This window comes from Dermatophilus sp. B7861-1, from assembly GCF_058996045.1.
Genome location: NZ_CM180082.1, coordinates 1,878,328 through 1,890,955 on the forward strand (window position 1 = coordinate 1,878,328; position 12,628 = coordinate 1,890,955).

Below are 12,628 nucleotides of genomic sequence, written 5' to 3' on the forward strand. Positions count from 1 at the left end.
CACACCACACGTGACCTGCCCTACCACCCCCCTACACACCACCAAAGAAAGGCGCTACCAGATGGACATGGCCGCCCGAACCAAAGCGGCACGCCACCGACTCATCGCCCGTATCATCAGCGCCACCCATATCCACTCACAACGAGAACTCAGCAAATCCCTCGAAGCCCACGGCGTCATCGTCACCCAAGCCACCCTCTCGCGCGACCTCAAAGAAATGCGCGCCACCAAAATGCGCGCCGCCGGAGGAGCCCAGGTCTACGTCATCCCCGAAGCAGGCGCACCCGGACAAATGCGACTCGAAGACGGAAGTGGCCTCACCTCACGATTCACCCAACGACTCTGCAAACTCACAGCAGACCTCGTTGTCTCCATCGCCTACGCCCACACCGACGTCGTCCTGCAAACACCACCCGGCGCCGCACAACTACTCGCCTCAGCCATCGACGACGCAATGCTCCCAGGCGTCCTAGGCACAGTCGCCGGAGACGACACCATCCTCATCCCCGCCATCGACGAAGAATCAGCCGCCCGCATCGCACACCAATTCGTTCACCTCTCATCCGCCGAAGCTCCCAACAACGGACGCATAAACCACTAAACTCTTTACCCCTCACACAACCGCAAATCGCCCTCGACCTCATTACGCAACTTCACCCGCGACTCCTTACCTGCCCTCCACCCCGTCATCCCCTCATAAAAACTACGAATCCGATCCATATCCGCAGCCACATCCCCCGTCAGTTCAAACGTTGGGCCCAAACCACCTACTCGACGCCGCATATCCACAAAACCACACGTCACCGGAACACCAGCAGAACGCGCAATCCGGTAAAACCCACTCTTCCAAAACTCCGTCGCAGAGCGCGTTCCTTCCGGAGCAATCACCACGCACACGTTCGGGTCAGCCAACATCGCCGTGATCTCCTCGACTACCCCGATAGGCCGTTTCCGGTCGATCGGGATCCCCCCCAACTTGCGAAACAACCAATCAAACGGCCCCACAAAAAACTTTTTCTCCACAATCGCCCGAACGTTATATCCCGTCGCCCAGGTAAACCCCAACAGCAAAACCGGATCCATATAGCTGGTGTGCGGAGCCACAATCACAAACGGACGATGCTTCCCCGGATCCTCATCAACCAAGCGAACCCTCGCCACCGCAAGAATCGCCCGGCCGAACAACACACGAACACGTAAAAACATGACGACACCCTAGGCGAAACACACCACGCCCAACCTCGCTCCTCCACCGCAACCACACCCTCAAATGCCACCGTGGAAGAAACAAATACCCATCACACTCCGCGAGCAAGGCACAACGAAGGGAATCTGAAATGAGTGCGCCCATCGCACACACCGACGGCAGCCCCATCTGGATGGACCTAGGAACCCACGACATCGACGCAGCCACTGCCTTCTACCACGCCATCTTTGGATGGAAATTCAGCAACACCGGTGACGACTTTGGTCAATACCGCATGATCCGCTCCAACAACGCAGCTATCGGCGGAGCCATGTCCACTCTTATCGGTCCAGAAGGCCCCCTGACCGAACCTCACTCCCCCACCGCATGGGGTATCTACCTCGCCACCACCGACATCGAAGCCACCCTTAGCCGTGCAGAACAGGCAGGCGCCACCATCGTCTTCCCCGCCATGCCAGTAGGCGAACTCGGCTCCATGGGGCTTATCAACGACCCAACAGGCGCCACCATCGGACTATGGGAACCAGGTAACTTCAATGGAATCGAAGCAACCGCGGCACCCAATGTGCCTGTCTGGTTCGAACTCGTCACCAACGAATTCGACACAGCCCTGAACTTTTACTCAACCGCCCTGGGCTGGACCCCACACTGGATGACAAGCGCTACAGGCAACAACAACATGCCCACATACACTCCCACTCCCCCCAAAAAACCCTCCATACGCTACGTAATTAACCACACCCCAGCAGGCCCCAGCGCAGGCATGTGCGAAGCCCCATGGCTCACCACCCCCATGTCTTCCTACTGGCGCATGTACGTCGGCGTCACCGACACCGACGCAACCATCACAGCTATCACCGAACAAGGCGGCACCCTACTCGATGGCCCCATCAACTCACCCTTCGGGCGCGTAGCCACAGTCACCGACCCTCAAGGGGCCGCTTTCCAGATCTGCTCTGTCCCGCCCAAAAATTAAACATCCACATACAGAATGCTCATTCTGAACAGCACACAGCTATAAAACTGGGAGTAGTGACTCACCCACCAGGTAGCTCACTACTCCCAGGTGCTTTGAGAAAAACGTTGCCGCCACCGACCCTCCACCCGTTGCCACAATGAAGAATGCAGCGAAGTACCACCATCGGTGCACCCCCGCCACCGCAACAGAACAACATCCAAAGACACACGCTCAGCCGCCAACAGCTCCAGATCAGTCCCTGCAGGAGCCAACCCAGGCACAGCTTCAGCTCTGGTAAGCACAGCCCCCGAAGACTCCACCCTCACCCACTGTGGATGTAACAAACGCTCCAGCATGCGGCTACTAGCCCGCACGTCATCTTCCAAGAGCGCCCGTTCTAGATCGACCACCACATCAATTTCATCCTGCTCTACATCACCAAATAGCGTTCCTTGACCAGAAGCAGCGAAAGCAGGCTCGACACCCATTGAGGGCCCATCCAAACCGGGTCCAGGATCCGGCTCAGTGCCTTTCGAATAAGCAACTGCAGCGCCATTGGCCAAGCGGTCCGCAGCCTCGTTCAACTCATGCCCGGCATGACCTTTCACCCATTTAAACTCGACATCCCGCTGGATACCGCCGTTGAGCTCAGCGTCAATCCCCTGCATCAAATCAAGGTTGAGAACTGGTTGGCCGTTGCCTTTCTTCCATCCTTTGCGCTTCCATCCCGGCATCCATTTCGTGATCGAGTTGATGACGTACTGCGAATCGCAGTAAATCGTCAACGGCCCCGCTTCACGCGTCGCACGCAACAAATCGAGAACAGCCATGAGCTCACCCATGTTGTTCGTGCCATGCGGCCATCCACCCGCAGCCCACCGATTGTCATCGATGTACCAGCCCCAACCTGCTGGGCCTGGATTTCCAAGCGCAGAACCGTCAGCGGCTGCGATAAGTCGATCTGTCACGTGTTTGTTCCTTCTTATCCAAAGATGTGCCTCACCTGGCGGCACAGCACAAAGTGCGAGCGCCATACCGCCAGGTGCTCAACATCAACCGCTGATCTCAGACTTCACCTGCTGAACCAATTCAGCAAGCGGCACCTCTCGTCGCTCACCCGTGCGGCGATCTTTAATCTCAGCGACAGGAACATCTGCTGAAAGCCCCTTACCAAGCACCACAATCGTGGGCACACCAATCAGCTCAGCATCTTTGAACTTAACGCCAGGGCTCACCTTAGGCCGGTCGTCATACAAGACATCGATGCCAGCAGCAGAGAGGTCATCAACCACTTTCTGCGCGGTCTGGAAAATCGTTTCACCCTTACCCGTGGCAACAACATGCACATCCATGGGGGAAACATTGCGTGGCCATACCAGCCCCGCGTCATCAACGTTTGCCTCAGCCAAAGCAGCTACTGCTCGGGAAACTCCGATCCCGTAGGACCCCATCGTCACAGTCACAAGCTTGCCGTTCTCGTCGAGAACTTTAAGGCCAAGAGCCTCAGCATATTTGCGACCGAGCTGGAAGACATGCCCCATCTCAATACCCCGAGCAGCGCGCAGTAAACCAGCGCCATCGGGGCTGGGGTCACCATCACGGATTTCACCAGCCTGGATGACACCATCCACGTCGAAATCACGACCAAGCACAAGGTCGATCACATGCGCACCAGCCACATTGGCACCTGTTGCCCAGGCGCTGCCCTGCGCAACAGAAGGGTCTACGCAGTAACGGATGTACTGAGGGTCCTCGGGATCCAAGCCCGAGTTGGGTCCCAAAGCAGCCGGACCGATGTACCCCTTAACCAAGGCAGGCCACGTAGCGAAATCCGCGTCGGTGAATGCCTCCACCTCAGCTGGAACAACCTGCGCTTCAAGACGCTTAGCATCGACTTGGCGGTCACCAGGCAGACCAATAACAAGCGGGCGACGAGTGCCGTCGGGGTACGCAAGCATGACGACAACGTTCTTCAACGTGTCAGCAGTACTCCACGCACGCCCATGATGCTCAGGAACAACCTGATCCAAAACATCAACAAGAGACTCAATAGTTGGGGCATCCGGAGTGTCAATCTGCTGCGCGGGCCCAGTGGCGGCCACAACATCAGCAGCAACTGCAGCGGCGCGAGGCACCTCGACGGCCTCTACGTTGGCTGCGTAACCGCTCTCGTCACACGTCACGAACGTGTCTTCGCCATTCTCAGAAACTGCGAGGAACTCTTCACTTGCAGAGCCACCCATCGCCCCAGAAGTGGCCTTCACGACGACGAATTCAAGTCCCAGCGCCTTGAAGATGCGAATGTACGCCTCACGATGGCGCTGATATGCGGCTTCGAGACCAGCGTCGTCAATATCAAACGAGTAAGAGTCCTTCATGAAGAACTCACGTCCACGCAACAAACCACCGCGCGGACGCGCTTCATCACGGTACTTGTTCTGGAATTGGTAGAGAGTGGCAGGAAGATCCTTGTACGAGTTGTACATGTCCTTAACGGCCAGGGTGAACATTTCCTCATGAGTAGGGCCTAGGAGCATATCGGCTCCCTTGCGATCTTTCACTCGGAAAAGATTTTCCCCGTATTCACTCCACCGATTCGTTGCCTCATAAGGCTCACGTGGCAACAAAGCAGGAAACAGCAGCTCCTGCCCACCAATCGCATTCATTTCAGTGCGTACGATCTGCTCAACTTTGCGAAGCACCCGTAGCCCCAGTGGCATCCACGAGTACACACCTGGCGCAGAGCGACGAACGTACCCAGCACGGACGAGTTTGCGATGCCCTGGCAACTCGGCGTCAGATGGGTCATCGCGGAGAGTCCGCAGGAAAAGATTTGACATGCGCGTAACGCTCACGTGGGCCTCACTGGCAAAGAAGACAACTGTGGTTGACAACTAGCTTAAGTGCTCGCCAGCCCAGAGCAGCGCACAGCTACAGTCCACCAGGAGCTGCGCAGGAGGGCTCCATGCTCTCTCACCCCAAGAGTCACAGCAAAACGGTGGCGAATTCGCCCACTTCCTCGAATCCCACACGTCGATACGCAGCAACAGCTGGCACGTTGTAGTCATTGACGTACAACGTCACAACAGGTGCGACATGAGCACGGGCATACTCAACACACGCCGCGAGCGCCGGGACAGCTACCCCCTGGCCACGCCGGGTAGGCGTTACCCAGACACCTTGAAGCTGACATGCCCCTAAAGCCACCGAACCGAACTCCGCTTTAAAAATGACCTGACTATCTTCGATTGCGGCAAGGGTGTGGCCGCGTCTAATGAGGGCCAGATTAGCGCTTCGGTAAGAAAGACTTCCCGCGTAATCGCTGTAAGGGGCATATCCAATCTCTTCAATGAACATAGCCTCAGCAGCAGGAACGATGATGTCGAGTTCGTCAGGGTGAGCGACTCTCACATGTTTATCCGGAGTGACAGTAAGAGCTTTTTCGGGACCAACTGCCATCAGACGCTGATGAAGTCGCTCTTCAATCGGTGGTCTCCAAAAAGCCTGGATTTGCGACCATAAAGCTGTGACGACATCTGCAGGACCAAAGATGGAGGAAAAGCGCTGTTGATGTCTACGCAAGCGCCCACCGAAGGCCACTGCACCCTCGATGGATCCTGCGCTCGGAACGATGTTGGCTGACATCCAGCAGACTGCTTCGATTCGCCCCTTTGGCGCATACACCAGAGCGTGTCCTTCGCCACGGGAAAGGTCGAGTTCTTGTAGCCGAGCAGCGAGATAAACATTCTCAACAGGATGTTTTGCTAGCAGTGCCAGGGCCTCGTCGATGTCACCGCGCCCAAGGCTTCGAACAGTGCGCGAGGTCCATAACATAGGCGTCATTATCCATGGCGGAGAGCGTTTTTCGCGACCGAAAAGTTACTGCTAGCCGTGAATAATTTTCATGACAAGAGTGACAGACAAGACGGCAATAACAACAAGGAACACAACCCGCACGAAGCCCGAACCTCGAGCCACAGCTGTTCGAGCACCGACGTATCCACCAGCCGTATTGGCCGCAGCCATGACTAGGCCCAGAGACCACATAACGGCGCCTTGAGGAACAAAAACAACAAGTGCAGCAATGTTTGTGGCTACGTTAGCGATCTTCGCGTGAGCACTGGCTCCTAGAAAGCTTTGTCCGGCGAAGGAAACAAGAGCGATAACGAAGAAAGATCCCGTCCCTGGGCCGAGCGCTCCGTCGTAGAAACCAACTGCAATGCCGATGCAAGCGAGAGTGACGATGTGACCAGTGTCTCCGCGCGGTGCAGGATCGCTTGTTCCGACATGAGGGCGCATCACTGTGTACGCCCCAACAACGGTGAGTGCGACCACGATGATGGGATCAAATGCGCTGCGGGGAATGGCTGCGGCTACTGCCGCGCCAGCGGCGGATCCTATGAGAGCTGTGGGTGCGAGCCAGGCACCGGTGCTGCGGTCGAGGCCAATGCGGCGTATGTATGTCGTGGCGCTGGCGAGTGTGCCGAACACCGAAGCAATTTTGTTCGTCGCGAGGATCTGTGCAGTTGCTGCGTGCGGGAGCAGGATCGACAACATCGGCAATTGAATGAGTCCACCGCCGCCAACGACAGCATCTACCCACCCGGCAGCAAAGGATGCGACCAGTAGCAGCATGAGCGGCGCAGCTCCCAGAGAGCCAAGGTCGTTGAAAAGGCAGAGAGCGTCGGCAAGCACGCGCTGATGCTATCGCCGACGCTCCATCACCACTGGTAAACGCCTGTGTTCTGCTACAAGTTAGGAAACAGATACAACTGGGGTCCCCTCGACTCCTTCGCCCATCTCCGCGGCTATCCGGTTTGCTTCTTCGACGAGAGTTTCCACGATTTGATCTTCGGGCACAGTACGGATCACTTGTCCCCGCACAAAGATTTGGCCTTTGCCGTTGCCAGATGCCACTCCAAGGTCGGCTTCGCGTGCCTCGCCGGGACCATTAACGACACATCCCATGACGGCGACCCGCAGTGGCACGGTCATTCCTTCAAGAGCGTCGCTGACTGAGTTGGCCAACTCGTAGACATTTACTTGGGCACGGCCACAAGAGGGGCAGGAAACAATTTCGAGTTTGCGGGGTTTCAGTCCCAGGCTTTGCAGAATCTGGGTACCAACTTTGACTTCTTCGACCGGTGGAGCAGATAGGGAGACGCGGATGGTGTCGCCGATGCCTTGGGCTAGAAGGTGCCCAAAAGCGACCGAAGATTTGATGGTGCCTTGGAAGGCTGGGCCTGCTTCGGTGACGCCAAGGTGCAGTGGCCAGTTACCGCGTTCGGCAAGCATTTCATAGGCGCGGATCATAGTGATGACGTCGTGGTGCTTCACAGAGATTTTGAAATCATGAAAGTCATGCTCCTCAAAGAGCGCTGCTTCCATAACGGCTGACTCGACGAGCGCCTCAGCGGTTGGTGCACCGTACTTAGCGTAGAGGCGTTTATCGAGAGATCCAGCGTTGACGCCAATGCGGATGGAGGTACCGTGTTCCTTCGCTGCCTGGGCGATCTCTTTTACTTTGTCATCGAACTTCTTGATGTTGCCTGGGTTGACGCGCACTGCGCCGCAACCAGCTTTAATCGCGGCGAAGACATATTTGGGTTGGAAGTGGATGTCTGCGATCACCGGGATGTTTGACTTGGCCGCGATGATGGGGAGAGCCTCGGCATCTTTGTCTGTTGGGCAGGCAACACGGACGATGTCACATCCAGCCGCGGTGAGTTCGGCGATTTGTTGCAAAGTGGCGCCGATATCATGAGTTTTGGTGGTTGTCATCGTTTGTACGCTGACGGGAGCATCGCCACCGACTCCCACGGTCCCAACCTCAATTTTACGGGAGTTCCGACGCGGGTTGAGCAGCGCGACAGATGGCTCCGGCGTGCGAGGAGCAGGTGATGGGATTCCGAGATTGACGCTCATAAGCGCCAGTATGGCGCACCGGTTGATCCACGGCATCACCTGCTCGTACTAGACGGCAGCCCCTCCAGACATATTCAACTCTGCCGTAGCGGTGAAAAGACTGGAGGGGCTGACCCATTCGAGCGGGCTCCGCTCTTTGCTTGTCATGAGGCTCGTTATGCCTTGTCGGCGAGATCTGCCCGGGATAGATCGACGAGAAGAGCAGCATTCACCGTATCGACAGCTTTTCTTAGCTTGCGCATATCCACACCTTCAGCTCCTTCAGGGCAGGGAACAGCAGGTGGCTCTGTCTGTTTGTTCGCCACACGAGCTTCCACACGAGCAGCAGCTAGAGCGATCTCGGCGCTCAGTTCTTCGCCAAGCAGCCCGTTCGGTCGAGATAAGAGTTTCGATAGTTCGACTGCGGATGGCTCATTTCGCATGATTTCGGCACTGTCTTCACTGACCAACATGATTGCTGCTGATTCAAGAAGCATCTTGCCTCGCGTGAAGTCTCCGCTCCCAACTTGCTCTACTGCACGGCGGAGGAATTCGCGATCGGATCGTTCTGCTTCAGTGATAAGGAGACCGATCTTCAGCCCGAGGACTCGCTCATAGGTGCGTTCACTAGCAGTGGGAGTGTGTGGTGAGGCAACACCACCTTCAGCGGTTTGGCTCATGGTGTCGAGCATGTCGCGTGCAACTTCAGTGCCGGCGTGGTTGTTAGTCCGCAGCGGCACCACTTTGATGCATGCGGCGGCGAGGAGAGCGAGGACGACGAGTGGAATCCCGGTAGTGAACACATCATGGATTGCGTCTGCTACTCCATAGCGGACTGCATTAGCAACTACGGGAGGCAACTTCGCCAGGGTTGATGGGTCGAGGACAGATCCTGCATTGAGGTGCCCGCCTGGCATGTGGGCCGCATTACCAGGCATGCGAGCTGCGATTGCTGGCCCCATGTGGGTGGTAAGAACCGTACCGAATACGGCTATTCCGATCGTTCCACCTGTACTGCGGAAAAATTGTGTTGTAGCGGTTGCTACTCCGAGGTCTCGGCGTTGAACAACGTTTTGCACGATAAGGGTGAACATTTGCATGCACGACCCCAAGCCGACACCAAACACAACGGTAGAAAACGCGAGCTGGAGATGTGAAGAATCTGGCGTGAGCTTTGTCAATAACCAAATTCCTACACCCATAAGAGCAATCCCGATCAACGTGATCGCTTTGTATTTACCTGTTCGAGTAACGATTCCGCCAACAATAACCGAAATGATCACCATTGCGAGACTCATTGGGACCAGCACGGCACCCGACTGTCCAGCACTCATGCCCAGGACACCCTGAGCAAAAACCGGCACATAGATGAGGATGCCGAACATGAGCATCGACACAGTCAAGTTGGCAATATTAGAGAGAGCAAAAATAGAGCTCTTGAAAAGTCGCAGTGGAATAACCGGTTCTTCAGCTTTCTTCTCTACTGCAACAAATATCGCAAGGGATATACCACCGAAAACAAAAAGCCCAATAATTTGCACCGAACCCCAAGGCCAAGCCGTGCCGCCAAGGCTTGTGGCTGCAAGTAGGGCAACAAGACCAACAGTAAGCGTCCCGAATCCAGCATAGTCAATCTTCGCTTCAATACGCTTCTGTTCAGGCTCAAAGAAACGCGCGATAAACCAAAAAGCGACTACTCCAAGAGGAAGAGGAATATAGAAAAGCCACCTCCATCCAACATGATCGGTAATATATCCACCAGCAAGGGGGCCAGCAATGGACGTAAATCCAAAAATTGCCCCCATTATCCCTTGATACTTACCACGATACCGGGGAGGAATAATATCCCCAACGATCGTCTGAGCCAGAGGCATAAGCGCCCCCATACCAAGACCTTGGACCGCTCGCGCGAAAACAAGGAACCAAAAATTTGTCGCAACTCCGGATAAGACAGAACCGAGCATGAAGACAGCCAGACCGGCGAGAAAGAAACGGCGACGCCCATAAATGTCAGATAACTTTCCAACAATCGGCACAGAGACAGCAGTAACCAGCATGGCCGTAGTAGCAAGCCAGCTGTAGTGCTCCATGCCGCCCAATTCAGCGACAATGCGCGGAATAGCAGGCCCGACAATCGTCTGACTAATCGACGAGACAAGCATTCCTAGCAGCAAGCCGACAAAGACTCTCCTGCCTGCGGGATCAAGACGAAAATCGCTTGATGATGGGGTGGTAACACTGGCTGACATATGGGAACTTTCTGACTAGGGTGCCTTTCCTCGAACCTCTCCAATGAGGCGTCAGGATCTGCGATGCGGCGTATTGCACAGTGAGATCAGCACTAACGGACATCGTCAGCACCAACGGGCCCTCACATGACGCACACCTACAGCATATGTGCACGTCTGCAAAATTTCACTAATGCTACGTATACTACGAATATGGACGCCACAACCAACCCCACGCATCACCTCACCCCACCCCATCGGTCCATCACCCCAGAAACCGAAGGACTCCGAGAACGCAAAAAACGCGAAACACGCGCGCGAATACACCGCAGCGCCATCGAACTCGCTCATCAGCACGGCCTCGAATCCCTCACTATCGAAGCCATCGCAGCCCAAGCTGACGTCTCCCCCCGCACTCTCTTTAACTACTACCGCTCGAAAGAAGCAGCCATCCTCGGCATTTCTTCCGATATCACTGAACGCATAATCACAGCTCTCCAGCAGCAGCCAGTCACCTATCCCCCCCTCACCGCACTCCGCAACGCCCTACGCCCCCTCATCGACATTCCCCATCTCGACGACGAATTCCACACAAAACGCCGCCGCATACTCACGCAATACCCCGAACTTGCAACCACCAGCATGAACCTGGTCGTCGAAACCGAAAAAGCTCTCACCCAAGCTCTCATCCCCCGCCTGGCGCACAGCGAAAAAGACAGCTCCGAGGTCGAAATCCACATGCGCGCAGCCCTACTCGCTATCACTGCAGTTGGCGTCACCCGTGCCACCTGGGTAACACGCGCACACCATGACCTTTCCCTGCAAAGCGCTATCGACACCTTCGAACGCGGCTTCGACTCACTGCGCAGTGGCCTAGACACCACCACCAAAAACACAGAAGCTACAACCGAACCGGAGCCACCACATCCGCATACACAAGCAACGCCCCCATCCCAATAAACAACAACGTCACTGCATACGCCAACGGCATAGCCCTGGCAACGTCAACATATCCAGGGTCAGGTCGACGACGCACTCGCGCCACCACCTTCGTGATCCCCTCCCACAGCGCTCCCACCATGTGCCCACCATCCAGTGGCAACAACGGAATCATGTTGAAAACAAACAACGCAATGTTCAAACTCGCCACCAGCATCCACATCGCCGCCCACATCGCTCCCGGATCAGACAGCCACGCCACCCGACCATCAGCTACCTCACCGGCAATACGCCCAACACCCACCACACTCATCGGGCTATTAGCATCCCGCTCAGCACCGGAAAAAGCTGCCTGCCACACACCAAACAACTTGGCTGGCAATACCGCAACTACCCTCACCGTCTGCACCACTGCATCGGATAGGAACCCGGGAACCGCCGTAAGCGGCTGCGGAACGAATGCGCTGACAGGTGTGCTTGTCATACCCATGTATCCAGCTTTCTCAGTCAACGGCGCCCCGTGAGCATCAACAATCACCCGCCCCTGCTCATCAACTCGCGGCATCTGTACCGCGATCGGAGTGACTTTGAGCGTCACTGGCTGACCGCCACGCTCCACCACCACATCCACAGTGCGTCCAGCGGCAGGACGCACAGCGGTAGCCACATCCACAGTGCCTCTCACCTGGTGGCCATCAATCGATACAAACTGGTCACCAGGATGAAGACCTGCTGCTGCCGCAGGTGAAGGCGTATCTGCCGCGCTACACGGCTTCGTCGCATCTTGGGCTCCTGCGCCCACCACCGGTCGCACACACTGAGCCACGGAAACAACCTTGGCACCTACTGACTCAGCAATACCGTGTGTAGTAAACACTCCTGCCATCACCACCCCGGCAATGACCAGATTCATCATCGGGCCACCGAACATGATGGTCAGCTTTTTGGGAACCGACAGCTTATAGAAAACCCTGTTCTCTTCACCGGGACGAATTTCAGCCAACGACGCTTCACGAGCCTGCGCAACCATCCCTGACCATGGCCACACACGCCCGCTACGAGTGCGACCTGACTGCTCATCAGCAGCCAAAGCGTTCTCGCTACGCTCAGAAACATTCAGACCCTCTGCACGATCACGAACGCGCTCCTGCTCTGCTCGCGAAGGTGGGTACATGCCGATCATCCGCACATACCCACCTAGTGGTATGGCTTTGACCCCATACGTGGTCTCTCCCCACTGGCGAGACCACAAAGTTGGCCCAAACCCAATCATGTACTCACGGCACGCAACACCGAACTTCTTCGCCGGCGCCAGGTGTCCAATCTCGTGCAACGCAATCGACACTGCAATCGCAAAAGCCATGAACAGCACACCAAAAACAAACATCATGG

Annotated in this window: 11 protein-coding genes; 3 read left to right on the top strand and 8 right to left on the bottom strand. The window is 56.1% G+C overall.

Translation table 11 applies throughout. The features are described 5' to 3' along the window. Positions 1–10: 10 nt before the first annotated feature. Positions 11–601 carry an arginine repressor gene (argR, locus tag AC2T9U_RS08290; protein WP_493695787.1) on the top strand — a complete coding sequence of 197 codons (591 nt, stop codon included), beginning with the start codon at positions 11–13 and terminating at the stop codon, positions 599–601. Between the two features lie 5 nt (positions 602–606). On the opposite strand, the gene AC2T9U_RS08295 is transcribed toward argR, so the two are convergent. Beyond that, positions 607–1,206, bottom strand: a complete 600-nt coding sequence (locus AC2T9U_RS08295) for a 1-acyl-sn-glycerol-3-phosphate acyltransferase (RefSeq protein WP_493695788.1) — start codon at positions 1,204–1,206, stop codon at positions 607–609. Between the two features lie 131 nt (positions 1,207–1,337). On the opposite strand from AC2T9U_RS08295, the gene AC2T9U_RS08300 reads away from it, so the two are divergent. Beyond that, positions 1,338–2,183, top strand: a complete 846-nt coding sequence (locus AC2T9U_RS08300; RefSeq protein ID WP_493695789.1) for a VOC family protein — start codon at positions 1,338–1,340, stop codon at positions 2,181–2,183. An 80-nt stretch (positions 2,184–2,263) separates the two neighbouring features. On the opposite strand, the gene AC2T9U_RS08305 is transcribed toward AC2T9U_RS08300, so the two are convergent. The 6 genes from AC2T9U_RS08305 to AC2T9U_RS08330 form a co-directional block, all read right to left on the bottom strand. Continuing rightward, complete coding sequence (locus tag AC2T9U_RS08305; RefSeq protein WP_493695790.1) at positions 2,264–3,133, bottom strand: RNase H family protein; 870 nt, start codon at positions 3,131–3,133, stop codon at positions 2,264–2,266. Between the two features lie 84 nt (positions 3,134–3,217). Continuing rightward, positions 3,218–5,005 carry a proline--tRNA ligase gene (locus AC2T9U_RS08310; protein ID WP_493695791.1) on the bottom strand — a complete coding sequence of 596 codons (1,788 nt, stop codon included), beginning with the start codon at positions 5,003–5,005 and terminating at the stop codon, positions 3,218–3,220. A gap of 145 nt (positions 5,006–5,150) precedes the next feature. Beyond that, positions 5,151–5,999, bottom strand: coding sequence for a GNAT family N-acetyltransferase (locus AC2T9U_RS08315; RefSeq protein ID WP_493695792.1), 849 nt, complete (start codon positions 5,997–5,999; stop codon positions 5,151–5,153). A gap of 51 nt (positions 6,000–6,050) precedes the next feature. Further along, on the bottom strand, positions 6,051–6,800 hold the full coding sequence (locus AC2T9U_RS08320; protein ID WP_493696947.1) for a TSUP family transporter: 750 nt from the start codon (positions 6,798–6,800) through the stop codon (positions 6,051–6,053). 120 nt (positions 6,801–6,920) lie between these two features. After that, positions 6,921–8,090 carry a flavodoxin-dependent (E)-4-hydroxy-3-methylbut-2-enyl-diphosphate synthase gene (gene ispG, locus AC2T9U_RS08325; RefSeq protein WP_115032423.1) on the bottom strand — a complete coding sequence of 390 codons (1,170 nt, stop codon included), beginning with the start codon at positions 8,088–8,090 and terminating at the stop codon, positions 6,921–6,923. Positions 8,091–8,245: 155 nt separating this feature from the next. Then, positions 8,246–10,318 carry an MDR family MFS transporter gene (locus tag AC2T9U_RS08330; protein WP_493695793.1) on the bottom strand — a complete coding sequence of 691 codons (2,073 nt, stop codon included), beginning with the start codon at positions 10,316–10,318 and terminating at the stop codon, positions 8,246–8,248. 192 nt (positions 10,319–10,510) lie between these two features. Between AC2T9U_RS08330 and AC2T9U_RS08335 the strand changes: the two genes are divergently transcribed. Next, complete coding sequence (locus tag AC2T9U_RS08335) at positions 10,511–11,257, top strand: TetR/AcrR family transcriptional regulator (protein WP_493695794.1); 747 nt, start codon at positions 10,511–10,513, stop codon at positions 11,255–11,257. On the opposite strand, the gene AC2T9U_RS08340 is transcribed toward AC2T9U_RS08335, so the two are convergent. Further along, positions 11,199–12,626, bottom strand: coding sequence for a M50 family metallopeptidase (locus tag AC2T9U_RS08340; protein ID WP_493695795.1), 1,428 nt, complete (start codon positions 12,624–12,626; stop codon positions 11,199–11,201). The two genes, AC2T9U_RS08335 and AC2T9U_RS08340, sit on opposite strands and share 59 nt — an antisense overlap. Positions 12,627–12,628: the final 2 nt, after the last annotated feature.